This window comes from Sinomonas albida (assembly GCF_004919045.1).
In the GTDB taxonomy this organism is placed as follows: domain Bacteria; phylum Actinomycetota; class Actinomycetes; order Actinomycetales; family Micrococcaceae; genus Sinomonas; species Sinomonas albida.
The window spans coordinates 83334-107299 of record NZ_SWDW01000013.1 but is presented as its reverse complement, the minus strand read 5'-3'; the positions used below and the strand labels follow the sequence as shown (position 1 = coordinate 107299).

The window sequence follows — 23966 nt, the reverse complement described above, 5'->3', positions numbered from 1 at the left end:
CTAGAACCGTCTCGGGTACACCAACTCCCGCATTTCCCCGTCTCGGGTACACCAACTCCCGCCTTTTCGCGTCTCGGGTACACCAACTCCCGCACACAAAAGCGGCGGCCCCTCACCAGGTTCGGTGAGGGGCCGCCGTCGTCCGTTCTTTAGGCGCCGAGTTCCTTCTGGCCGCCGCCCTTCGCGGCAGCGACGACCTCAGGGACGCGCGGGCGCTGGGTGCCGGTGAAGGTGAACTTCGCCGTGTCCCCCTCGCCATCGACGTCGACGAGCACGATGTCTCCCGAGGAGAGATCGCCGAACAGGATCCGCTCGGAGAGCTGGTCCTCGATCTCGCTCTGGATCACGCGGCGCAGCGGGCGGGCGCCCATCGCGGGGTCGTAGCCGCGCGTCGCGAGCAGGACCTTCGCCTTCGGCGTGAGCTCGATGCCCATGTCCTTGTCCTTGAGCCGCTTCTCGAGCCGCTCGATGAAGAGGTCGACGATCTCGATGATCTCTTCCTGCGTGAGCTGCGGGAACACGACCACGTCGTCGACGCGGTTGAGGAACTCGGGGCGGAAGTGCTGCTTGAGCTCCTCAGTCACGCGGGCCTTCATGCGCTCGTAGCTCGTCTTCGTGTCCGTGCCGGACTGGAAGCCGGTCATGACGCCCTTCGAGATGTCCCGGGTGCCCAGGTTGGTCGTCATGATGATGATCGTGTTCTTGAAGTCCACGACCCGACCCTGGCTGTCCGTGAGACGCCCGTCCTCGAGGATCTGCAGGAGCGAGTTGAAGAGATCCGCGTGGGCCTTCTCGACCTCGTCGAAGAGGACCACGGAGAACGGCCGGCGGCGCACCTTCTCGGTGAGCTGGCCGCCCTCTTCGTAGCCGACGTAGCCCGGAGGGGCACCGAAGAGCCGCGAGACCGTGTGCTTCTCGGAGAACTCGGACATGTCGAGCGTGATGAGCGCGTCCTCTTCGCCGAACAGGAACTCGGCGAGGGCCTTGGCGAGCTCGGTCTTGCCGACGCCGGTCGGGCCAGCGAAGATGAACGACCCGCCCGGACGCTTCGGGTCCTTGAGGCCAGCCCGCGTGCGGCGGATCGAGCGGGACAGCGCCTTGATGGCATCGTCCTGGCCGACCACGCGCTTGTGCAGCTCGTCTTCCATGTGCAGGAGCCGCGAGGACTCCTCCTCCGTGAGCTTGAACACGGGGATGCCGGTCGAGTTCGCCAGCACCTCGGCCACGAGCTCCTCGTCCACCTCGGCCACGCCGTCCATGTCGCCCGACTTCCAGGCCCGCTCACGCTCGGCGCGCTCCGAAATGAGCCGCTGCTCCTTGTCGCGGAGCGATGCGGCGCCCTCGAAGTCCTGCGCGTCGATCGCGGACTCCTTCTCGAGCTTGAGCCCGGCGATGCGCTCGTCCAGCGCCTTGAGCTCCGGCGGCGCCGTCATCCGGCGGATGCGCAGGCGCGCGCCCGCCTCGTCGATGAGGTCGATCGCCTTGTCGGGCAGGAACCGGTCGCTGATGTAGCGCTCGGAGAGGTTCGCCGCAGCGGCGAGGGCACCGTCCGTGATGGTCACGCGGTGGTGTGCCTCGTAGCGGTCACGGAGGCCCTTGAGGATCTCGATGGTGAGCGCGACCGTCGGCTCGGCGACCTGGATCGGCTGGAAGCGGCGCTCGAGCGCGGCGTCCTTCTCGATGTGCTTGCGGTACTCGTCAAGCGTGGTGGCACCGATGGTCTGGAGCTCGCCGCGGGCGAGCATCGGCTTGAGGATGCTGGCCGCGTCGATCGCGCCCTCGGCGGCACCCGCGCCTACGAGGGTGTGGATCTCGTCGATGAACAGGATGATGTCGCCGCGCGTGCGGATCTCCTTGAGGACCTTCTTGAGGCGTTCCTCGAAGTCACCACGGTAGCGCGAGCCGGCCACGAGGGAGCCGAGGTCGAGCGTGTAGAGCTGCTTGTCCTTGATGGTCTCCGGGACGTCGCCGCGCACAATCGCCTGGGCGAGGCCCTCGACGACGGCGGTCTTGCCGACGCCAGGCTCGCCGATCAGCACCGGGTTGTTCTTGGTGCGGCGCGAGAGGACCTGCATGACGCGTTCCATCTCGTGCTCGCGCCCGATGACGGGATCCAGCTTGTTCTCGCGGGCGGCCTGCGTGAGATTGCGGCCGAACTGGTCGAGGACCACGGATCCGGCGGGGCTGCCCTCGGGCTGGCCGGGGCCGGTTCCGGCGGACGCGGTCTCCTTGCCCTGGTAGCCGGACAGAAGCTGGATGACCTGCTGCCGCACGCGGTTGAGGTCGGCCCCGAGCTTCACGAGCACCTGAGCCGCGACACCCTCGCCCTCACGGATGAGGCCCAGAAGGATGTGCTCGGTGCCGATGTAGTTGTGGCCGAGCTGCAGCGCCTCGCGCAGAGACAGCTCGAGGACCTTCTTGGCACGCGGCGTGAACGGAATGTGTCCGGACGGGGCCTGCTGTCCCTGCCCGATGATCTCCTGCACCTGCTCGCGCACACCGTCCAGGGAGATACCAAGGGACTCGAGCGCCTTGGCGGCAACTCCCTCCCCCTCGTGGATGAGGCCCAGAAGGATGTGCTCGGTGCCGATGTAGTTGTGGTTGAGCATGCGGGCCTCTTCTTGGGCCAGCACGACCACGCGACGGGCGCGGTCTGTGAATCTCTCGAACATCGCTCGAACTCCCCGGTCTTACTGTTGGGTGCAGCGCTGCCATAGACAGCACTGGCGCGTACATCGATGCTACGTGCAGGGGCCCCGCTGCACAGCGCTGTTCGCCACAGGGTGAACGCGCGAGTAGCTTGCCGGCCGCCCCTGGGGCTTTTGCACATTCATTGGAGAATTCTTTAATGTGACATCACAAATGCAGAGAAACCCGGCGCTTCGCGCGCCGGGTTTCTCTGCGTAATGGTGAAGGCTTGGTTCAGCCGTTCGCCTTGTGGTAGGCCTCTTGGATCTCAGCCTGGATACGACCCCGGCTATTAACGCTGTAGCCGTTGTCGCGAGCCCACTGGCGGATCTTCGCGGATTCTGAATTGCGGGAACCGCCCGTACCTGCGGCCCGGCGGGGCGCCTGTGCACCGCGGGCGGAGGACTTGCGGGCCACGGAAACGTATTCCTGCAGCGCCTCGCGAAGCTTGGAAGCGTTCGCGTGGGAGAGGTCAACCTCGTAGCTTGACCCGTCGAGGCCAAAACGAACGGTCTCGTCGGCCGAGCCGCCGTCGAGGTCGTCGACGAGGATGATCTTGACTTTCTGTGCCATGGGCTACTCTCTCTGTCGGTGCTGGGGGATCGGGCATTCACTCAAGCACTGCATACTTCGAGCTGGCCGGCAATTCGGCTATCCGGTTATCAGCGAACGGTTAATGCACTGCCATTATGCTTCTGCGCTGGCACCGCGTCAAAACGTATCACCCGGCTGTTGGGGAGCTTTTACCCTCGTCCCTCTGCTGCGCTTCCCTTTCGGCGCGGGCCAAGGCCTCGCGCTCCGACTTGTCCGCGTTGAAAATTGCCCTGATCGCGAACCAGAAAATGAGCCCGACAACGATCGGGGGAAGCAGGACGGCTACGTAATCCATGTTAGTTTGCCTCAGGCTTGAGCAGGGGGAAGAGGATGGTCTCGCGAATGCCGGCCGTCGTGAAGAGCATCACGAGCCGGTCGATCCCGAGGCCGATGCCGCCCATGGGCGGAGCTCCGTATTCGAGCGCACGGAGGAAGTCCTCGTCAAGCTGCATCGCCTCGTCGTCGCCCTCGGCCGCAAGCCGGGACTGCTCGGTGAGGCGCTCGCGCTGGACGACGGGGTCGATGAGTTCGGAGAATGCAGTTCCGCGCTCCATTCCGCCGATGATGAGATCCCAGGCCTCGATGAGGCGCGGATCGTCTCGGTGCGGCCGCGCGAGCGGCTGGGCCGAGGGCGGATAGTCGTAGACGAAAGTCGGATTCAGCAGGGTGGGCTCGACAATATCGCCAAAGAGCTCGATGACGGCCTTTTCGGCACTCCACAGAGGATCCGTCTTGACTCCGTGCCGGTCGCCGATCTCCAAGAGCCGCTCGAGCGGAGTATCCGGGGTGATCTCTTCGCCAACAGCCTCGGAAATTCCGGGGTAGACGCCAAGCCACCGCCATTCGCCGTCGAGATCGATCGTGCCCTCTGGCGTTTCGATCTTCCGAGTGCCCACGACGTCCGCGACGTTCAGGATGATCTCCCGCATGCGTTCGGCCATGGTGAATTGATCACCATACGCTTCATAGCATTCAAGAGTTGTAAATTCCGGGCTGTGGGTCGAATCCACGCCTTCGTTACGGAAGACGCGGCCGATCTCGTAAACCCGCTCGATACCGCCGACGACCGCGCGCTTGAGGTAGAGCTCCGTGGCAATGCGCAGCGTCATGCGCTGATCGAAGGCATTGAGGTGCGTCTCAAACGGGCGGGCGGTCGCACCACCGTGAATGAGGTTGAGCATGGGAGTCTCGACCTCGACGTAACCGTGCGAATCGAGCGTATTGCGGACCGACTTGGTGATCTTCGCCCGCGTATAGACCATCTCGCGGGCTTCTTCGCGCACGAGGAGGTCGACGTAGCGCTGGCGAACCCGAGTTTCTTCATTGAGTTCCGCGTGCAGCGTCGGCAGCGGACGGAGGGCCTTGGACGCCATCTTCCATTCGTCCGCCATGACCGAGAGCTCGCCTCGCTTCGAGGAGATGACCTCGCCGTGGATGAAGACGTGGTCCCCGAGGTCCACGAGGGACTTCCAGTCGGAGAGGCGCTCCTCGCCGACATTGGCGAGGCTCAGCATGGCCTGAAGGCGCGTTCCATCGCCCTCCTGGAGGGTCGCGAAGCACAGCTTGCCGGTGTTGCGCACAAAGACGACGCGGCCGACGACGCCGACGAAGTCGCCTGTCGCGGTGTCCGGCTCAAGGTCCGGGTGCTTCTCGCGGATCTCCGCGAGAGAGTGACTACGCTCGAGCTTGACCGGGTAAGGCTCTTCGCCGCGCGCAATCAGCTTGCCGCGCTTCTCGAGGCGAACATGCATCTGTTCGCTCGCATCGGCCGGTTCCGTGCCTCCGGTGGCGGTATTCTCTGCAGTCACAGTCTTCAATTCTAGGGCAGGCTACGTGGGCTAGGCTCATCCCATGGCAGGTACTCAGATCCACGCCTCGACTGTCGCAACGCGAGACGGAGCGATCCTCGAGCTGCTCACCGCCGCGAGTGGGGACGGGCAGGCCGATGGAGGCGTCGTCGTCGTCCATGGATCGATGGTGACCGCGGAGCTGTACCGCGAGCTCGCGCTCCGCCTCGCGGAGTCGCTCCGAGCGCCAGTGCACGTGTACAACAGGCGCGGCCGTGGGGCGTCCTCGCCGCAGCCCGAGAACTACTCGCTTGCGGTCGAGATCGCCGATCTCGGCGCGGTGCTCGCGCACACCGGATCCCAATCGGTCTTCGGGCACAACTACGGGGGCTGCATCGCGCTCAACGCGGGGCGCACGCTCGACATCACGCAGCTCGCGGTCTACGACCCCATCATCTCGTTCAACGGCAGCTACAACGCCGACTGGCTCGACGACTACGAGGCCGCGCTTCAGCACGGCGACGAGGAGAAGGCCCTCGCCGTGCTGCTGCGCGGGCTGCAGGCCGCCGGCCCGATCTCGAAGCTTCCCCTGCCGGTTCTGACGGTGCTCAACCGAATCGGGAGCCGAATGCAGCCGGGCAAGACGCTGACCCGGCTCCTGCCTACGGGTCCGCGGGAGATCCGGGCCGTCGTCGCGGCCGATTCGAAGGCCAAGCCGTTCGAGCAGCTTCCGCTCGAGACGCTTGTCCTGGTGGGCGGCGCGAGCCCGGAGTACTTCTCGGAGGCCAAGGCGAAGCTCGACGGCGTCCTGCCCGCCTCGGATTTCGGCGTCCTGCCCAAGCTGGCGCACGATGCTCCCGAGCGCCCGGCGCGGGTGCTCATCGAGCGCCTGACCGAGTTCTTCTCCAGCTGACGGGTCGTCTCGGGTACAGAAACTCACTCGCCTGAGCATCTCGGGTACAGAAACTCTCCCGCCAGAGCATCTCGGGTACAGAAACTCTCCCGCCAGAGCATCTCGGGTACAGAAGTTTCTGTACCCGAAACGAGCGAACCCGAAAGTATCTGTACCCGAGACGGTCTAGGGCGAGAGTATCTGTACCCGAGACGGTCCAGGGCGGGCGTATCTGTACCCGAGACGAGGGGGGGTTAGCGGGCCTTGAGCGGCATGTTGTCGATGAGGCGGACGTCGCCGACCTTCGCAGCGACGATCGCGAGCGCCTCCCCCGTGAACGGCGTCTCGCGGCAGTTGACCGCGAGCGGCTCGAGCGTCTCGGGATCCACGACTTCGAAATAGTCGAGTTCGACGCCTGGCTGCGAGGCGATCAGGGCGACTGCGTCGTCCGGCTCGAGGGGTTCGTGCGCCGCGGCGCGATCGTCCACGAGCCGCAGCGCCCGCGAGAGCACGAGCGCCGCCTCGCGCTGCTCGGGAGTCAGGAATTGGTTGCGGCTCGAGAGGGCCAGACCATCCTCGGCCCTCACGATCGGGACTCCGACCACGTCCACCGGGAAGTCGAGATCCTTGACCATGCGTCGCACGATCGCGAGCTGCTGCGCGTCCTTCTGCCCGAAGTACGCGCGGACAGTGGCCGGCCGGCCCGCGACGGGCCCTGGCAGAGCAAGGTGGAACAGCTTCGCGACCACCGTGAGCACACCGTCGAAGTGGCCCGGGCGCGAAGCACCCTCCCATTTGGAAGCGAGGGGGCCGGCCGTCACGCGGACCAGCGGATCGCCGCCCGGATACATCTCCTCCACGCTCGGCGCGAACGCGAGGTCGACCCCCGCCGACTCGAGGAGCTCCGCGTCGGCCTCGAGCGTACGCGGGTAGCGGTCGAGATCCTTCGGGTCCCCGAACTGCAGCGGGTTGACGAAAATGCTCGCTGCGACCACGTCGTTCTCTGCGACAGCCGCCTCCGCGAGCATGCGGTGTCCGTCGTGGAGGGCACCCATGGTAGGGACAAGCCCGAGCGAGGCCCTGGGGGCTGGGGAATCGACGAGCCCGAGCGAGGCCCTGGGGGCTGGGGAATCGACGAGCCCGAGCGAGGCCCCCGAAGAGCCTCCGCTCCCCCGGCGCCCACCGTACTCGCCGAGCAGACGCCCGATCTCCGACCGCAACTCGGCCTTGGTCTGGACAACCGTGATCGGCATCTAGCTTTCCTCCTCGCGGGCGCCGTCTCCGCCGCCGTCGTCACCGCGCGCAAGCGCCTCCTCGAGCCTGGCCCGCACATCGGCCCCGAACAGCCCGCGGCGCTCCGCGCGCTTGGCTGTGGCGAGGGCGAGCGCACGGTAGGCCTCGAGGATGTCTGGGGCCCCGCCGTCGTTCGCGAGTTCAGCGAGGGCCTCCGCGTGAGCGGCCACGGTGCCCACGTCCCCGCGGGCCACGGGCCCGGTGAGCGCAGATTCCCCCGCGGCGAGCGCGTTGTCGAGCGACGCGCGGAGCAACGGGCCGAGCAGGCGGTCCGGCTCCTCGACGCCGATGCGCGCGAGGACCTCCGCGGCCTGCGCCGCGATCGTGACGAGGTGGTTCGAGCCGTGCGCGAGCGCGGCGTGGTACGCCACCCGGTCGCCCTCGGCGATGACCACGGGCTCGGCGCCCATCTCGACGACGAGCGCCTGCGCGATGGGCAGCATCGCGGGATCAGCGGTGACGCCGAAGCGGCAGTCCAGGAGCCGCCCGAGATCGAGGCTCATGCCAGTGAACGTCATGGCCGGGTGAATCGCGAGCGGGATCGCGCCGGCCGCGCGCACGGGGGCGAGGATCCCGACGCCGTGGCGCCCGGACGTGTGCGCGACGAGCTGGCCGGCCTGCCACGCGCCGAGCTTCGCGAGACCCTCGACGAGGGGGGCGAGCGCGTCGTCCGGCACGGCGAGGAGCACAAGCTCGGAGCGCTCGAGGATGTCCGGGATCTCGAGGATCGGCACGCCCGGCAGGAGGGTCTCCGCGCGCTCCCGGCTCGCCTCGGACACCGCGGAGACGCCGACGACTGCGTGCTCAGCCGCGCGCAGGGCCGCACCGAGGACGGCACCCACCTTCCCCGCCCCGATGACGCCGACGCCGAGTCGGCCGGGGCGGGTCATGCGAGCATCCCCAACTCGAGGCCGGCTCTAGGCATAGCCGCCCTCGGCGTCGCCCGCTCGGCTCGGCCCGCTCTTGCGGGGCCCCTTCTCGCCTTCGTCCCCGTCCTCGGGCGGAATCCTGCAGAATCTCTCCACGAGCAGCCCGATCGCCACCATGATCACGCCGCCGCCCATCATCGCGATGCCCTGCAGCACGACCGGGCTCGTGGCCCGGACGGCCCACACGGGAATCTGATCCGCGGTGACGCCCGCGTGCCAGCCGAGCAGCACAGCGCCCGCGTACGCGCACGCGTGCGCGAGGACGAGCGTCCTCGCGGCAAAGATCGGGTCGAGCATGCGCTTGCGCTTCTCGCTGTTGCGCCACCGCAGCACGCGGATCCCCAGCGCGAGCGTAAACCCCGCGATGACGGCCATGCTGCCGAGCGCGCTGTAGGGCAGCACTGGGGTCATTGCGGCCGCACGGTCGGACAGCACGGTGGCCCCGAAGCCGAGCAGGCCCAGCAGGATCCCGATGAGGGCAAGAACCGTCAGGCGAATCGGCTTCATCCGAGCCCCTCGTCAAGCAGCATGTCGTAGTCCTCGATGCCGGACGCGTCCGAGCAGTCCTCGAGGAGCTCGACGATCGGATGGCCCTCGAGCACGGCCGTCGGATCGATGAGCAGCCACGGGAACAGCACGAACGCGCGCTCGGCCGCGCGCGGGTGCGGGAGCGTGAGCACGGGATCGTCCTGGACGAGATTGCCGTACGTGATGACGTCAATGTCGAGGGTCCGCGGCCCCCAGCGCACCTCGCGCGTGCGGTGGTGCTTCGCCTCCACGGCCTGGCAGTGGGCGAGCAGCTCGTAGGGACCGAGCGTCGTCATGACGATCATGACCATGTTGAGGAAGTCGGGCTGCGCCTCGGGGCCGCCCACCGCCTTCGTCTGGATGACCGGCGAGACGTCGACAAGCCTCACCTCTTGGCGGTCGACGAGGTCGGACACCGCCTCGGCGAGCGTCTCGGCGCGCTCCCCCAGATTGCTGCCGAGGGCCAGAACGGCGCGCGTGTATTCCGACGGCGCGGCGGAAGGGTCTGCGATCATGTCACCGTCCTCGGAAGACCGTGACGGAAACGTCGCCGAATGGCACCTCGATGGGCGCCTTCGGCTTGTGGACCGTGACCTCCGCCGCGCTGATCGGCGGGAATTCCGCGAGGATCGCGTCCGCGATCCGCACCGCAAGCGTCTCGATGAGGTTTACCGGCTCCCCGGCGATGAGCTGCGTGATGCGCTCGGCGACCTCCGCGTAGCTCGCGGTCGTCCCGATATCGTCCGAGGCAGCGGCCGCGGCGAAGTCGCTGTGCAGCACCGCGTCAACGACGAACGGCTGCCCTTCGCGGCGCTCGAAGTCGAGCACCCCATGATGTCCGACGGCGGTGACGCCCCGGAGGGTGATGAGGTCGGCGCGGGTGCCCATTCGCCCTGGCCTCAGGTCCTGGCCCGCGCGACGACCTTGACGGCGTCGAGGTTGGAGGCGACGTCGTGCACGCGGACGCCCCAGGCCCCCTTGGACGCGGCAAGGGCGGTGATCGCCGCGGTCGCGGCGTCGCGCTGCTCCGGCGGCGCGGCCTTGCCCGCGGACGTGAGGAGTTCGCCGAGGAAGCGCTTGCGGGAGGCCCCCACGAGCACCCGGTGGCCGAGCTCGAGAAACCGCTCGATGCCGGCCACGAGCGCCCAGTTCTGCTCGCCGGTCTTCGCGAAGCCGAGGCCTGGGTCGACGATGATCTTGTGGTCCTCCACGCCTGCTGCGCGCAGGCGGTCGCGGAGGCCGACGGTCTCGGCGAGCACGTCGTCGAGGACGTTGCCGTACTGCGTGAGCGAGCCCATGGTGCGCGAGTTCCCGCGGTTGTGCATGAGCACGTAGTACGCGCCGCGCTCCGCCACGAGATCGATCATGTCCTGGCTGATCTCGAGCCCGGAGACGTCGTTGATGATGAGCGCGCCGGCCTCGAGGGCCTTCGCCGCCGTGCTCGCGTGGCGCGTGTCCACGGACACAACCGCCCCGGCCTTGACCAGCGCCTCCACGACCGGGAGGACGCGGTGCTGCTCCTCGTCCTCGGGCACGTCGTCGGCGCCCGGGCGCGTGGACTCCCCGCCCACGTCGATGATGTCTGCGCCGCTGTAGAACATCCGGAGGCCCGCGGCGATAGCCGAATCCGCCGTCGTATGCTGCCCTCCGTCGCTGAAGGAGTCCGGCGTCACGTTGAGGATGCCCATGACGACGGCGCGGTCCGTCGGGAGGGTTTCGAAGGTCGCCCTAGCGCGGGGCTTGCGGAGAATGGGGAGGGGCGAAGTGTTGGGCCCGGTCCCGGGTGCGGCGGCGAGGGTATCCATTGCTGCTGTTACCTTCCGAGGATGAGGCTCATGGCTTCGGCACGGGTCGCCGGATCGTGCAGCTGCCCGCGTACGGCGCTCGTGACCGTTTTGGCGCCCGGCTTTCGGACTCCTCGCATCGACATGCACATGTGCTCGCATTCGACGACGACGATCACTCCACGCGGCTTGAGGTGCTTCACGAGCGCCTCGGCCACGTCTGTTGTCAGGCGCTCCTGGACCTGGGGCCGGCGCGCATAGATGTCCACGAGCCGGGCCAGCTTGCTGAGCCCGGTGACGCGCCCGTCGTGCGACGGGATGTACCCGACGTGCGCGACTCCGTGGAACGGGACGAGATGATGTTCGCACGTCGAGTAGAACGGGATGTCCTTCACGAGCACGAGTTCCTCGTGGTCGAGGTCGAACGTCACGCCCAGGACGTCCTCGGGGGTCTGGTGGAGCCCCGCAAACGTCTCCGCGAACGCGCGCGCGACCCGCTTCGGGGTCTCCCGGAGTCCGCTGCGGTCGGGGTCCTCCCCGACCGCGATCAGAATCTCCCGGACGGCCGACTCGATCCTCTGGAGGTCCATGTTCGGATCGAGTTCGGACACGGCGGCAACATCGTCGTCGTCAATGTGGGTCACGGCATGATCCTAGCGGGGGCGCCTCACGCGTCCGCGCCGGGTCCGCCTGTGTGACCGTCCAGCGGGGTCTGCGGACCGCCGGAGAAGTCCTGCTCGCCTCCCCCGTGAACGTGCGGGTGGGCGGTGTCGAGCGGCTGGTTGCGCCGCGCGTCGGCGGCCTCCTCCTGGGCCTTGAGCTCCGCGTCCGTGGCCTCGTGGTCGTGGAGGGCCTTTGCCTCGCGCTGCTCCCGCTCGCGGCGCTCGTTCTCCGTCTCGACCGGCGGGATGTGCTGCACCGGACGCGACTCCTTCGAGAGCCACACCTCGCGGAAGTCGCGCTTGCGCACGTCGGTGAAGATCTTCGCGATCTCATGCTGGTTGAGCGTCTCGTGCTCGAGCAGGGCGCTGGCCAGCCGGTCGAGGATGTCGCGGTTGTCGGTGAGGATCGCGTAGGCCTCGTCGTGGGCCTGATCCATGAGGCGGCGCACCTCCTCGTCGACGACGTACGCCACCTGGTCCGAGTAGTTGCGCTCGTGCGCGGCGTCGCGGCCCAGGAACGGCTCCCCGCCACCCTGGCCGAGCTTGACTGCGCCCACGCGCTCGCTCATGCCGTACTGCGTGACCATCATTCGCGCCGTGGACGTGGCCTTCTCGATGTCGTTCGACGCACCCGTGGAGGGGTCGTGGAAGACGATCTCCTCGGCGACGCGGCCGCCCATCGCGTAGGCGAGCTGGTCGAGGAGCTCGTTGCGCGTCACGGAGTACTTGTCGTTCTCCGGGACCACCATCGTGTAGCCGAGGGCACGCCCGCGGGGAAGGATCGTGATCTTCGTGACCGGGGCCGAGTTGCGGAGCGCCGCCGCGACGAGCGCGTGGCCGCCCTCGTGGTACGCCGTGATCTTGCGCTCGAGGTCCTTCATGACGCGGCTCCGCTTCTGCGGGCCGGCCATGACGCGGTCGATCGCCTCGTCGAGGGCGCGGTCGTCGATGAGCTGTGCGTTCGAGCGGGCCGTGAGGAGGGCCGCCTCGTTGAGGACGTTCGCGAGGTCGGCACCCGTGTACCCGGGGGTCTTCTTCGCGACGGCCTTGAGGTCAACGTTGCCCGCCATGGGCTTGCCCTTCGCGTGCACGTTGAGGATCTGCTCGCGGCCCACGAGGTCCGGAGCCTCGACGGGGACCTGACGGTCGAAGCGGCCGGGACGCAGGAGCGCGGGGTCGAGGACGTCGGGGCGGTTCGTCGCCGCAATCAGGATGACGTTGGTCTTCGGGTCGAAGCCGTCCATCTCGACGAGGAGCTGGTTGAGCGTCTGCTCCCGCTCGTCGTTGCCGCCGCCGATGCCGGCGCCGCGGTGACGGCCGACGGCGTCGATCTCGTCCACGAACACGATCGACGGCGAGTTGGACTTGGCCTGCTCGAAGAGGTCTCGGACGCGGGACGCGCCGACGCCGACGAACATCTCGACGAAGTCGGAGCCCGAGATCGAGAAGAACGGGACGCCTGCCTCGCCCGCGACGGCGCGAGCGAGGAGCGTCTTGCCGGTCCCTGGCGGGCCGTAGAGGAGGACGCCCTTCGGGATCTTCGCGCCGACCGCCTGGAACTTGGCCGGCTCCTGCAGGAACTCCTTGATCTCCTGGAGCTCCTCGACGGCCTCGTCCGCGCCGGCGACATCCACGAACGTGACCTGCGGCATGTCCTTGGTGATCATCTTCGCCCGGGATTTACCGAACTTCATGACTTGGGAACCGCCGCCCTGCATGCGCGAGAGCAGGAACCAGAAGAGCGCACCGAGGAGGAGGACCGGGATGATGAGAGAGAGGATCGAGCCGAACCAGTTGTTGCCGGTCGGGACGTCGTTGAAGCCGCCGGGAAGGTTCGCGTTCTCGACCGTCTGGACCACTTCGCCGCCGCGCGGGTCCACATAGTAGAACTGGACGTTCTTGCCCTTGTTCTGCCCGTTGTCGACATAGTTGTCCTTGAGGACCATGTCGACGCGCTCTTCGCCGTTGTAGATCTTCGCGGAACTGACCTTGCCGTCCTTGAGGAGCTGCAGGCCAACCTGCGTGTCAACCGTCGCGCTTCCCCCCGGCGCCAGCGTTCCGAAGGCGATGAGGAGGAGGGCGATCACGACGAGGATCCAGATCCCCGGACCCTTGACGAAGCTTTTGAGGTTCATGAACTCGGGGCCGAGCCCCGTCCCTTCTGTTGTGCCGCGGCGCCGCGTAGCGCTGAGGTCCCCTGCCCCTGCCTACTTCTGTTGACGGGCAAGTACCGCAACAAGCTATACCGTTCGGACAACTTCACGCACAGTCAGGGACAAAAGTTCCCCCGGTGGCTGTGCGCCGAGGGCGAACGACGGCGCGCGCGAACCTCGCGCCGTCAGGGAGCTGACTACTCGTAGACGTGCGGCGCGAGCGTGCCCACGAAGTCGAGGTTGCGGTACTTCTCGGCATAGTCGAGCCCGTAGCCGACCACGAACTCATTCGGAATGTCGAAACCGACGTACTTCACGTCGATCTTGACCTTCGCGGCGTCGGGCTTGCGGAACGCCGTGCAGATCTCCACAGACGCGGTGCCGCGCGACTCGAGGTTGGTCTTGAGCCACGACAGCGTGAGGCCGGAATCGATGATGTCCTCGACGATGAGCACGTGCTTGCCCATGAGGTCCGAATCGAGGTCCTTGAGGATGCGGACCACCCCGGAGGACTGCGTCCCCGACCCGTAAGAGGAGACGGCCATCCAGTCCATCGTGACGTGGCTGTGCAGCGCGCGGGCCAGATCAGCCATGACCATGACGGCGCCCTTGAGCACGCCGACGATCAGGAGGTCGCGGCCCTCATAGTCCTTGTCGATCTCCGCGGCGAGGTCGGCGATCCGTCGCTGGATCTGATCCCGGCCGTAGAGGACGTGCTTGAGGTCTGCCTGGACGTCGTGAGAATCCACCTGCGCTCCTGGAACTCGGGTGTCGACGCGCCTCCGGCCGTCCGGAAACACACGCGTCAGCGGTGCGATACAAAGACTAGCTTCCCATACTCGAATCCGGGCGCCGCATCCTTGCGGCGTGGCTGGCGACGCACGCTCACGTGGCCCGGCACCTCGACCGGACCGGCGGAGCCGCGCCGCTCGAGGAGGCGGTCGACGGCGGAGAGCCGCTCGAACGTCGGAGACCCGCCGAGCTCGACGATCGCGAGCGCAAGAACGCGGCTGCGGAGCGCCCCGGGGAGTGCGCGGACCTCTTCGCCGGGCAGCAGGACCGCGCCCGGCGCCTCCCCCGCCGCGCGCCGCTCCACGAGCCCCGCGTACAGGCGCTCGGCCTCCGCGTCGAGGTACGCGGCGTCCTGCCCCAGGATCGACGCGGTCCGCGCGAGCCCCTCGGCGACTCCGGGCCCGAGCTCAGATTCCAGGAACGGCATCACCACGGTCCGTACACGAGAACGCATATATCGCGGATCGGCATTCGTGGGATCGTGCCAGGGCTCAAGCCCCTCGGCCGCACACACCTCGACCGTGTCGTCGCGCCTCAGCGAAAGGAACGGCCGCACGTATGGCCCCCGTACCGAGCGCATTCCTGCGAGGGAACGCGTCCCCGAACCCCGGGCGAGCCCCAGCAGCACCTGTTCGGCCTGATCGTCAAGGGTATGGCCGAGGACGATCGCGGTGGCCCCCCACTCCGCGGCCGCCGCCTCGAGGGCACCGAGCCTCGCCGCGCGGGCCGCCGCCTCTGGCCCCTCGCCCGACTGGCGCACCTCTACGGCGACCACCCGGACGGGCGAGAGCCCGAGCGCTTCCAGCACCCCCGCCGTCGTCCGCGCGACGCGGTCTGAGCCAGCCTGAAGCCCGTGGTCGACGACGACGGCGCCCGCCTCGAGCGCGTGGCCGCCCACGGCACCGCGGCGCGCAAAATGGGCGACGGCGGCCGCGAGCGCGAGCGAGTCAGGCCCACCCGAGCAGGCCACGAGCACGCGCGACGGCCAGCCAGCCTCGGCGAGCGCCGCCTTCACGGCGTTGCGAGCCCGTCCCACCGCTGGATTCAGGCGCGGGCGGTCCGGCGAGGCAACGTCCCGCGCGCTCAACCCATCCTCGCGACCCACGCGGCAGGCGCGTGGATCTCCTCCTCGGTGGGCAGGTTCTCCGGGCTCTCCCAGATGCGGTTGAAGCCCTCCATGCCGACGGCGTTGACAACTCCCGTGACGAACTTCGCACCGTCCGTGTACTGGCGCATCTTGGCGTCGAGCCCGAGGACCCGGCGCACGAACGCCTCGAGCACGCCGCGGTTCTCGCTTCGCGCCGTGTACCGCTGCCGGATCGTCTTGACGCTCGGCACCACATCCGCGTCGACGGCGTCCATGACGACCGTCGCGTGGCCCTCGAGGAGGCTCATGATCGCTGTGAGGTGGGAGATCGCCGCCTTCTCGGCCGGGTCCTGCAGGAGGTCGAGGATCGCGCCGCGGCTCGGGACCGGCTGCCCGATGCCGGCCCACGGCCGGTCGCGCAGCGACTTCGCCGCGGCAGTAGCACGCTCCATGAGCGAATCCATGTTGCCGAGCAGGCTGTCAGAGAGCTTTCCGACCTGCTCGAGGATGTGCTCGCGGAGCCACGGTGCGGCCGCGAACTGGACGCGGTGCGTCTGCTCGTGGAGGCACACCCACAGGCGGAAGTCGTCGGGCTCCACGCTGAGCTCGCGCTCGATCTGCACGATGTTCGGGGCGACGAGGAGGAGCCGGCCCGCCTCGGGCAGGCTCGAGCCCGGAGCCAGGGCGGCGTACGGCTCGTACTGCCCGAGGACCTTGCTCGAGAGGAACGCGAGCACCGTGCCGAGCTGCGCTCCCGTGATCGCGCCGCCCACGCGCGCTGCCGACGGCGTGAGCTCGCTCGCCTTCTTCTCGACGAGTTGGGTCAGGACCGGGCCGAGCATGACGGCGAAGCCCTGGGTGTTGGCCTTGGCCCACGATCCCCGATCGACGACGAGGACCTGCGAGTCGCGGAGATCTTCCGCCGCTTCGAGCCGCGTGATGCGGTGGACGTGTGGCACGGCCTCGTCCGCGAGCCTCCGCAGGCTCGCGACGGCGCTCGCGGCCTCGGCGGCCGAGAGCTGGGGGCCGGGGGGCGCCAAACGTGCCGCCGTGGCGGCCGCGAGATCCCAATTGATGAGCTGCGGTGCCGTCTCGTGGACATCCATACCCCCATCAGACCACAAGGACCGCGAGAACACACCGAGAAGCCGGCGGCGGCAGCTCGGTCAGCGGCAGCCGCAGCCCGCGAGCGTCGACGCGGCGGCGTCGATCTGCGCCGTGACGCTTGTGCGGGCCGCCGAGGGGAGCCCGTTCGCGACGATCGAGAACACGAGGAGGCGGCCGTCGGCGTCGACCACGTAACCCGAAAGCCCGATCACCGTGAGGAGCGTCCCTGTCTTTGCGCGCACGAAGCCCGCGCCCGGGGACCCCTGCCCGTAGCGCGAGGCGAGGGTCCCCGTAAGGCCTGCCACGGGGAGGCCGGCGAGCGCGCGCCGCAGCCGCGGGTCGTTGCCCGTCGTCATGGCGCGCACGATCCCGGCGAGCTGCTGGGGCTGGATGCGGTTCCTGATCGCGAGTCCGCACGCGTCGTCGAGCACCAGGCCCGTGGTGCTTCCCAGGAGGCGCTGCGCGGTGTCCAGCAGGAGCGCGCGCGCTCCGTCGATGCTCGCGGGGCGGCCGCTCGCCGCCGCGGCGAGGCGCGCGAGCGTCTCCGCCGCATAGTTGTCCGATTCCCGCAGGGTGTACGCGAGCTGGTCGGCGAGCGGGGCCGAGGTCACGCTCGCAAGATCGGCTCCCTCGCCCGCCGTGCCGCGGGATATGCCGCCCGACACCGTCGCGCCCGGCCCAAGCGCCGCCGCGAGGGCGTCGCGGAATGCGGAGGCGGCCGCCATCGCGGGGTCGACCGGCCGCGAGCCCCCGGCGCCCGGCTGAGCCCGCGCGACGTTGAGGGCGATCGGGGCAATCGGCGCGATCTCGCCCGCGGCGACGTCCTCGGATGCCCATGCGGGGTTGAGGGAGGGTCCGGTAAAGAGCGAGTCGTCCAGCTGGACTGCGACGGGGCCGTTGACCGGGCCGAGCGCGGCGGCGGTCTGCTTGGCGAGCGTGGCGATGCCCGCGCGGCCCACGACCGCGTCCGGCGAGGAATCGCCGTTGCCGAGGAACACGTCTCCGCCAGCCACGAGCACGACGCTTCCCGGTGCGCTTCCCCGGATGGTCCGGGTGCGGAAGGCCGTGTCAGGGCCGAGCGTCGTGAGGGCGGCCGCGGCCGTGAGGAGCTTGAGGTTCGAGGCCGGCGACACGGAAACGGCGCCCTCGCGGCTGTAGAGCGTCTGCCCTGACTCGCCGTCGAGAACTGCCGCTCCAAACGTTCCGTCGTCCGGACCCAGCTGGGCGTCGATTGACTTGGCGAGAGCCGCGGTTTCGGGCGTCGGCGCGTTGTCCGAGAGCGGCGTCGCCCCCTTGAGCGGCGCGGCGGACGACGGCGCCTGCAGCCACGCGGGCGTGCTCGGCGTGGGCGCGGTGTGGGTGAGCAACGGGCCCGGGAACATCGGGGCCATATACGCTCCGCCGACCGCCGCGACGATCACGAGAAGGGCTGTGACGAGCCCCCAGGTCACGGCGTTCTGGGCACGGCCGGGCGACTTGCTCATGCGGTGAAAAATCCTGGGGTCGAGGCATGGACGGCGGCATGCGATGGGAGGGCACGCCCCCCGGTGCGGATATCCTCAATACTAGTTGCCGCCGACCGTGGGTTTTTCTCGCCCCAGCGGCCGCCCTGCACGCTGCCAGCCAAGGAGCACCATGAAGCACGACGTCACGATCGAGATCCCCCGCGGCTCCCGCGTCAAGTACGAGGTGGACCACGAGACCGGCCGCGTCCGCCTGGACCGCGTCCTCTTCACATCGATGCAGTACCCGACGCACTACGGCTACTTCGAGAACACGCTCGGCGAGGACGGCGATCCGCTCGACGCGCTCGTGTGGTACCCGGACGTCGACCTGTTCCCGGGGATCCTCCTCGAGGCCCGCCCGATCGCGATCTTCAACATGGAGGACGAGTCGGGCGGGGACGCCAAGCTCGTGTGCGTCCCCGCGGACAAGCGCTTCGACCACATCCAGGAGGCCTCGGACCTCGACGAGTGGCTCGTCAAGGAAATCGAGCACTTCTTCACGCGTTACAAGGACCTCGAGCCGGGCAAGTGGGTCAAGCCGGCTGGCTGGTCGGACCGCGCCGCGGCCGAGGCCGAGCTCGAGGCGTCGATCAAGCGCTTCAAGGCCGAGGGCCACTGACCAAAGACCCCGCAACCATCCGGACGGGACCCCACAACGAACCGGACGGGACCCCACAACCATGGTGTTGCGGGGTCCCGTCCCTCGTGTTGCGGGGTCCCGTCCCTCGTGTTGCGGATAGGCTCAGGCCATGTACACGGTCACGATCAATCAGCGCGACCGCGAACCTGGGGACAAGGTGCCAATCCTCCTGCGCGCGCTCTCGAGGGCTCGGGCCGAGGTGCCGTTTGAGCGGACCGTGGGCGACGAGGTCCAGGGCGTCTTCGTCGCGGCCGACCGTGCCATCGACGCGGGCCTCGTCGCGATGCGCGCAGAATCATGCGGCGGCGTGCGCTGGAACGTGGGCATCGGCGTCGGCCCCCTCGGCGAGCCGCTGCCCTCGGCGATCCACGACGTGACGGGACTCGGGCTCGTCTACTCGCGCCGCGCCGTCGAACGCGCCCAGCACATCAAGGACGAGGCGGCCATCTCGGTAGACGGCCCCGATCGCGTCCTCGCCGCGGAGGCCGCGGCGATCCTCCGCCTCCTGGGCCTCATCATCGCCCGGCGGACGACGGCGGAATGGCGGGTCCTCGAGCTCCTCACCCCTGGGGTGCGGGGCCAGCAGAGGGCCGTCGCGGAGGCGCTCGGGATCACGGCACAGGCGGTCTCGAAGGCGATCGCCCGAGCCCACTGGAACGAAGAATTCGAAGCGCGCCCCGCCGCCGCGCATCTCATGCGGCTCATGCTCGAGGCGCGCTGACAAGCTCCGGCAGCGCGTCCCCGGGGCGCCCCCATGGCGCCCCCCATGGCGCTACAGGAGCGAGCGCATGACCCGCACGACGCCGTCATCCTCGACAGTTGAGGTGACCTCGTTCGCCGCGGCCTTGACCTCGTCCGGCGCTTGGCCCATCGCGATGCCGCGGCCAGCCCACTGGAGCATCTCGATGTCGTTGCGGCCGTCCCCGACCGCGACGGTGTGCGGGCGATCGATCCCGACGAGCTCGCGGATGCGCTCGAGGCCGCTCGCCTTCGTGACGCCCTTCGCGGCAATGTCGAGCCAGGCCGTCCAGCCCACGGAGTAGGTGACGCCGTGGAGGCCGATGGACTCGACGGCGCGGCCGAACTCCTCCGCCGTGGAGTCGGTCGAGAACACAACGAGGCGCACGGCGGAGGCCTCGAGGAGGTCCTCGAACGTCACGCCGGTGGCCTCGACGCCGAAGCTCGCGTCCTGGAAGCGCTCGGTCGAGAGGAAGTTGCCCTCCGCGTCCTCGAGTGCGTACTTCGCGCCGGGGAGGCGGTGGCGCAGGGCCTTGAGTGCGGGCGCGGGGTCGAAGATCCGGCGGTCGATCACCTCGTAGCCGCCGTTCGACCCTGCGTCGATGCGGGCCGTGACGCCGCCGTTGCAGGAGACGACGTAGCCGTGGTCGATTCCGAGGAGCTCGACGATGGGGAGGGTGGCGCCGAGCGAGCGGCCCGTCGCCACGACCACCTCGTGGCCGGCGGCCACGAGAGCCTGGCCGGCCTCGCGCACGGCGGGGCTCATATGCCCGAAGTGGTCCACGAGGGTGCCGTCGATATCGAGGCCGATGAGCTTGCGGTTTGCGATTGCGAGCTGGTCATCGATGCCAGCGTTCAGCATTGTTGTCATGGTTCTAGTGAACCACTAGCGGCCGACAGCCCCGGTGACGGCTCTGACATGGACCGTGAACAGGCAGTGAATACTCACAGGCTTCCCCACAGTGTGAGTGTTCACCTTGTGTCAGTCATCCGGCCCCACGCGGACGGTCAGAGGACCGGGAGGACCTCGAGCCCGCCGAGGTACGGGCGCAGCGCCGCCGGCACCGTGACCGATCCGTCCGCGTTCTGGTGGTGCTCGAGGATAGCGACGATCCAGCGGGTCGTCGCCAGGGTGCCGTTGAGCGTCGCGACGCTGCGCGTGCCCTTGGGGGCGCCGTCGTCGTCGAACATCCGCTCGCGGATGTTGAGCCGACGCGCCTGGAAGCCCGTGCAGTTCGAGGTCGACGTGAGCTCTCGGTAGCGGCCCTGGGTCGGAACCCAAGCCTCGCAGTCGAACTTGCGGGCGGCGCTCATGCCGAGGTCTCCGGCGGCCGTGTCGATGACGCGGTACGGGAGCTCGACCTTCGCGAGCATCTCCTCTTCCCACGCGAGCAGCCGGGCGTGCTCGGTCTCGGCCTCCTCGAGCGGGACGTAGGAGAACATCTCGACCTTGTTGAACTGGTGCACGCGGATGATGCCGCGCGTGTCCTTGCCGTGCGAGCCGGCCTCGCGGCGGTAGCACGACGACCAGCCGGCGTAGCGGACCGGGCCGCCCGAGAGATCGAGGATTTCGTCCGAGTGGTAGCCCGCGAGCGAGACCTCGGAAGTGCCCACGAGGTACAGGTCGTCCTCGGCGAGGCGGTAGATCTCGGCGTCGTGCTTGACGTCGAAGCCGGTGCCCTGCATGGTCTCGGGGCGCACGAGCGTCGGGGTGATCATGGGCGTGAAGCCGGCCTTGATCGCCTGGTCGAGCGCCATCTGCAGGAGCGCGAGCTCGAGGCGCGCGCCCACGCCCTTGAGGAAGTAGAACCGGGCGCCGGAGACCTTCGCGCCGCGCTCCATGTCGATCGCCCCGAGGAGCTCGCCGATCTCGAGGTGGTCGCGGGGCTCGAAGCCCTCGGCCGCGAAGTCGCGCGGCGTGCCGACCTTCTTCACGACGACGTAGTCGTCCTCGCCGCCCTCGGGGACGCCCTCGATCACGATGTTGGGGAAGACGCGCATGAGCTCGTCCTGCTCCGCCTGCGCTTCGTCCGCGGAGACGGAGGCGGCCTTGACCTTGGCCGCGAGCTCCTTGACCTCAGCGAGGAGTGCCTGCTTCTCCTCGCCCTTCGCGGCGGCGACCTTCTTGCCGAACGCGTTCTGCTCGGCGCGAAGCGTCTCGTACTGCGTCAGGGCCGCGCGGCGGCGCGAATCGGCAGAGACCACCCTGTCCACCAGGGACTCGTCCGCGCCGCGCGCACGCTGGCTGGCGCGGAACTTCTCGGGATTCTCGCTGAGCTCTCTGACGTCGATCACGCCCCATAGCCTATCGGGGCGCGCGGGCGCGGCGAAGCCGCCGCCACAGACGGCGGCCCCGGGATAGAGTGATGGAACCATGCGCAACTGGATCATCGGGGGTGCCGTCGCGGCGGCTGGTGCTTTTGCGGTCACCAGCTGGTGGGGCGTGCGCAGGCTCAGGGAGCAGCACAGCCGCAGCGCCGTTGGCGTGCCCGCGGAAGCGCCGCCGCCCGGCCTGCAGCAGGTCGCCGTGGTCCTGAACCCCACGAAGGCGCGCGCGGCCGAGGCAGAGATGCTGATCGAGGCGGCATGCCGCGGGGCGGGATGGCCGAGCCCCCTCGTCTTCGAGACGACCTCGGACGATCCCGGCCACTCGATGACGCGCAAAGCACTCGAGGCAAAGGCCGACGTCGTCATTCCCTGCGGCGGCGACGGCACCGTGCGCGTCGTGGCAGAGGCCCTCGCGGGAACGGATGTGGCGCTCGGACTCGTGCCGCTCGGGACCGGAAACCTCCTGGCCCGGAACCTCGACCTGGACATCACGCGCCTGGCCCAGTGCGTGCACACGGCCCTGTTCGGCAAGCAGCGCCGCATCGACACCGCCACGATGACCCTCGAGAACCGCACGACGGGATCCAAGTCCGAGCACACGTTCCTCGTGATCGCCGGAATGGGGATGGACGCCGAGATCCTGGGCGACACGAACGAGGATCTCAAGAAGGCCGTGGGCTGGATTGCCTATACCGAGGCAGGCATACGCCATATGCCGGGGCGGCGACGCAAGAAGGTCGACATCTCGCTCGACGACGGCGACTTCCAGACCCGCCGCGTGCGCAGCGTCCTCTTCGCGAACTGCAGCAAGCTCCCCGGCGGCGTGGACTTCATCCCCGAGGCCTACCTGGACGACGGTGTCCTCGACATCGTGGTCATGAGCCCTCGGAGCCTCATCGGGTGGCTCTCGATGTGGGCCAAGATCACGTTCCAGCACAACCGCCCGCTGCCCGTCATGTCCTTCTATGGCGCTCAGAAGGTGCGGATCCGCAGCGGGGAGCCGGTCGAGACCCAGGTGGACGGCGATCCGACGGGTCCCGCGACCGACATCAGCGTCGACGTGCACCCGCTCTCGCTCCTCGTGCGCGTGGGCAGCTGAGCCGCGCCTCCCGACTATCGCCTCCCGCCTATCGCTGCAGCGCCGAGACGGACGACGGCGCCGCATCGCCGCTCGCGATGGCGGCACCCGAGCGGGTCAACCGCCTAAGACGCCCTGGAGCCACACCCGACTTGCGTCGAACGCCCGGTCGGTGTTGTACGGCAGGACGTCCGGCTCAACCCCGTCTGCGCGCCGGTACGAGCCGAGGAACCGCGTCTGCGGGCTCAGCCGGTGCAGGCCGGCCAGCGCGTCCGCCACGCGGGCCTCCTCCGCATGGCCCTCGGCGTCGATGCTGAAGAAATAGTGGCCAAGGTATTCCCCGGTGGGCCGAGATTCGATGCGCGAGAGGTTCACGCCCCGCGACGCGAACTGCCACAGGATCTCCATGAGCGCGCCCGGATGGTCCTCAGGCAGCGGGACGGCGACGGTCGTCTTGTCCGCCCCGGTCCGCGGCGGGAGCCCGGCCGGCCTCGATACGAGGATGAACCTCGTCACGGCTCCGCTGTTGTCGCCGATGTCCTCGGCCAGGACCTCGAGTTCGGGCCGCTCCTCCGCGACGATCGGGGCGCAGATCGCGGCGTCGCCGGGCTGGGCCGAGGCGTCGAGGAGCGCCAGCGCTCCCGCGGCCGTGGACGGGGCCGGCACATATTCTGCCTGAGGCACCTTCGACGTGGCCCAGGCCCGGCACTGGGCCCAGGCGTGCCCATGGGTGTGGATCCGCCGTACATCCTCGAGCCGCGTGCCCGGCCGCGCGACGAGCACGAACGTGATGGGCACGAGCTCTTCGCGGACGATCCGCAGCTCGGGTCCGGTCGAGATCGCGTCGAGCGTCGCGGTCACGCCACCCTCGACCGAGTTCTCGATCGGAACCATGGCCGCGTCCGCGGTGCCGAGGCGCACGCGGTCGAGCGCCTCGTTGACGTTCGTGGACGGCACGCGCGTCGCGTCGCCGGCGCCCGGGACCTTGAGGAGGGCAGCCTCGGTGAAGGTCCCCTCGGGACCGAGGAAGGTGTAGATCACTAGAGGACCGTGGGCTGGTGCCCGTTCTCGGACACCAGAGGGCGCCCGGCCTCGAGCCACGCGTCCATTCCGCCCAGGACATTCATCGCCGAATAGCCCTGGTCCACGAGCCAGCTCGTGGCGCGGGCCGAACGCCCGCCGGTGCGGCAGACCACGAGCAGGTCAACGTCCGGATCAAGCTCGGACAGACGAGTCGGGAGCTGATCCATAGGGATGTGGAGGGCTCCTTGGGCATGCCCTGCCTCCCATTCGTAGTCCTCGCGCACGTCGAGCAGGGTGCCGCCGGGCAGCTCGTCGACGCGGACGGATTCGAAGTCGGGCATGGTGCCTCCTGAGGAAA

24 protein-coding genes are annotated in these 23966 nt (G+C 68.8%); 4 read left to right on the top strand and 20 right to left on the bottom strand.

The genetic code is table 11. From position 1 onward, the window contains the following. Nucleotides 1–149 precede the first annotated feature (149 nt). The 4 genes from E6A26_RS13820 to lysS all read right to left on the bottom strand — a co-directional run bounded on the left by E6A26_RS13820 (nt 150) and on the right by lysS (nt 5033). Nucleotides 150–2672, bottom strand: a complete 2523-nt coding sequence (locus E6A26_RS13820) for an ATP-dependent Clp protease ATP-binding subunit (protein ID WP_136611779.1) — start codon at nt 2670–2672, stop codon at nt 150–152. Nucleotides 2673–2922: 250 nt separating this feature from the next. Beyond that, nucleotides 2923–3261 (bottom strand): histone-like nucleoid-structuring protein Lsr2, encoded by a 339-nt coding sequence (locus tag E6A26_RS13815; RefSeq protein WP_136611778.1) that lies wholly within the window; start codon nt 3259–3261, stop codon nt 2923–2925. 148 nt (nt 3262–3409) lie between these two features. After that, nucleotides 3410–3577 carry a hypothetical protein gene (locus tag E6A26_RS17665; protein ID WP_168928749.1) on the bottom strand — a complete coding sequence of 56 codons (168 nt, stop codon included), beginning with the start codon at nt 3575–3577 and terminating at the stop codon, nt 3410–3412. Nucleotide 3578: 1 nt separating this feature from the next. Then, entirely contained in the window at nt 3579–5033 is a 1455-nt protein-coding gene (gene lysS, locus E6A26_RS13810) for a lysine--tRNA ligase (protein ID WP_136611822.1), read from the bottom strand. Nucleotides 5034–5133: 100 nt separating this feature from the next. On the opposite strand from lysS, the gene E6A26_RS13805 reads away from it, so the two are divergent. Next, on the top strand, nt 5134–5982 hold the full coding sequence (locus E6A26_RS13805; RefSeq protein ID WP_136611777.1) for an alpha/beta fold hydrolase: 849 nt from the start codon (nt 5134–5136) through the stop codon (nt 5980–5982). A 233-nt stretch (nt 5983–6215) separates the two neighbouring features. On the opposite strand, the gene panC is transcribed toward E6A26_RS13805, so the two are convergent. The 12 genes from panC to dacB form a co-directional block, all read right to left on the bottom strand. After that, nucleotides 6216–7214 carry a pantoate--beta-alanine ligase gene (panC, locus tag E6A26_RS13800; RefSeq protein ID WP_136611776.1) on the bottom strand — a complete coding sequence of 333 codons (999 nt, stop codon included), beginning with the start codon at nt 7212–7214 and terminating at the stop codon, nt 6216–6218. Beyond that, nucleotides 7215–8144, bottom strand: coding sequence for a Rossmann-like and DUF2520 domain-containing protein (locus tag E6A26_RS13795; RefSeq protein ID WP_136611775.1), 930 nt, complete (start codon nt 8142–8144; stop codon nt 7215–7217). A 27-nt stretch (nt 8145–8171) separates the two neighbouring features. Beyond that, nucleotides 8172–8690 (bottom strand): DUF3180 domain-containing protein, encoded by a 519-nt coding sequence (locus E6A26_RS13790; protein WP_136611774.1) that lies wholly within the window; start codon nt 8688–8690, stop codon nt 8172–8174. Beyond that, nucleotides 8687–9226, bottom strand: a complete 540-nt coding sequence (gene folK / locus E6A26_RS13785) for a 2-amino-4-hydroxy-6-hydroxymethyldihydropteridine diphosphokinase (RefSeq protein WP_136611773.1) — start codon at nt 9224–9226, stop codon at nt 8687–8689. The genes E6A26_RS13790 and folK overlap by 4 nt, the downstream gene beginning before the upstream one ends. Before the next feature lies 1 nt (nt 9227). Continuing rightward, nucleotides 9228–9599 carry a dihydroneopterin aldolase gene (gene folB / locus E6A26_RS13780; RefSeq protein ID WP_136611772.1) on the bottom strand — a complete coding sequence of 124 codons (372 nt, stop codon included), beginning with the start codon at nt 9597–9599 and terminating at the stop codon, nt 9228–9230. 11 nt (nt 9600–9610) lie between these two features. After that, nucleotides 9611–10516, bottom strand: coding sequence for a dihydropteroate synthase (folP, locus tag E6A26_RS13775; RefSeq protein ID WP_136611771.1), 906 nt, complete (start codon nt 10514–10516; stop codon nt 9611–9613). An 8-nt stretch (nt 10517–10524) separates the two neighbouring features. Then, nucleotides 10525–11139 carry a GTP cyclohydrolase I FolE gene (folE, locus tag E6A26_RS13770; RefSeq protein WP_407695388.1) on the bottom strand — a complete coding sequence of 205 codons (615 nt, stop codon included), beginning with the start codon at nt 11137–11139 and terminating at the stop codon, nt 10525–10527. Between the two features lie 23 nt (nt 11140–11162). Continuing rightward, nucleotides 11163–13292 (bottom strand): ATP-dependent zinc metalloprotease FtsH, encoded by a 2130-nt coding sequence (ftsH, locus tag E6A26_RS13765; RefSeq protein WP_136611770.1) that lies wholly within the window; start codon nt 13290–13292, stop codon nt 11163–11165. 215 nt (nt 13293–13507) lie between these two features. Further along, nucleotides 13508–14059, bottom strand: a complete 552-nt coding sequence (hpt, locus tag E6A26_RS13760) for a hypoxanthine phosphoribosyltransferase (RefSeq protein WP_136611769.1) — start codon at nt 14057–14059, stop codon at nt 13508–13510. Between the two features lie 56 nt (nt 14060–14115). Beyond that, nucleotides 14116–15138 carry a tRNA lysidine(34) synthetase TilS gene (tilS, locus tag E6A26_RS13755; RefSeq protein ID WP_327407679.1) on the bottom strand — a complete coding sequence of 341 codons (1023 nt, stop codon included), beginning with the start codon at nt 15136–15138 and terminating at the stop codon, nt 14116–14118. A 47-nt stretch (nt 15139–15185) separates the two neighbouring features. After that, nucleotides 15186–16295 (bottom strand): zinc-dependent metalloprotease, encoded by a 1110-nt coding sequence (locus E6A26_RS13750; RefSeq protein ID WP_136611768.1) that lies wholly within the window; start codon nt 16293–16295, stop codon nt 15186–15188. Nucleotides 16296–16355: 60 nt separating this feature from the next. After that, nucleotides 16356–17780 carry a D-alanyl-D-alanine carboxypeptidase/D-alanyl-D-alanine endopeptidase gene (gene dacB, locus E6A26_RS13745; protein ID WP_136611767.1) on the bottom strand — a complete coding sequence of 475 codons (1425 nt, stop codon included), beginning with the start codon at nt 17778–17780 and terminating at the stop codon, nt 16356–16358. 151 nt (nt 17781–17931) lie between these two features. Between dacB and E6A26_RS13740 the strand changes: the two genes are divergently transcribed. Further along, on the top strand, nt 17932–18420 hold the full coding sequence (locus E6A26_RS13740) for an inorganic diphosphatase (protein WP_136611766.1): 489 nt from the start codon (nt 17932–17934) through the stop codon (nt 18418–18420). A gap of 130 nt (nt 18421–18550) precedes the next feature. After that, nucleotides 18551–19162, top strand: a complete 612-nt coding sequence (locus tag E6A26_RS13735; protein ID WP_136611765.1) for a hypothetical protein — start codon at nt 18551–18553, stop codon at nt 19160–19162. A gap of 51 nt (nt 19163–19213) precedes the next feature. Here the strand turns inward: E6A26_RS13735 and E6A26_RS13730 are convergent, their stop codons facing one another. Continuing rightward, complete coding sequence (locus E6A26_RS13730; RefSeq protein WP_407695389.1) at nt 19214–20041, bottom strand: HAD family hydrolase; 828 nt, start codon at nt 20039–20041, stop codon at nt 19214–19216. Nucleotides 20042–20187: 146 nt separating this feature from the next. Further along, nucleotides 20188–21474, bottom strand: a complete 1287-nt coding sequence (gene serS, locus E6A26_RS13725) for a serine--tRNA ligase (protein WP_136611763.1) — start codon at nt 21472–21474, stop codon at nt 20188–20190. Nucleotides 21475–21553: 79 nt separating this feature from the next. Between serS and E6A26_RS13720 the strand changes: the two genes are divergently transcribed. Next, nucleotides 21554–22606, top strand: coding sequence for a diacylglycerol/lipid kinase family protein (locus E6A26_RS13720; RefSeq protein WP_136611762.1), 1053 nt, complete (start codon nt 21554–21556; stop codon nt 22604–22606). A gap of 96 nt (nt 22607–22702) precedes the next feature. Here the strand turns inward: E6A26_RS13720 and pheA are convergent, their stop codons facing one another. Both pheA and E6A26_RS13710 read right to left on the bottom strand, forming a co-directional pair. Further along, nucleotides 22703–23626: a prephenate dehydratase gene (pheA, locus tag E6A26_RS13715; RefSeq protein ID WP_136611761.1), complete on the bottom strand. Its 924-nt coding sequence runs from the start codon at nt 23624–23626 to the stop codon at nt 22703–22705. Beyond that, on the bottom strand, nt 23626–23949 hold the full coding sequence (locus E6A26_RS13710; protein ID WP_136611760.1) for a rhodanese-like domain-containing protein: 324 nt from the start codon (nt 23947–23949) through the stop codon (nt 23626–23628). Before E6A26_RS13710 ends, pheA begins: the two co-directional genes overlap by 1 nt. Nucleotides 23950–23966: the final 17 nt, after the last annotated feature.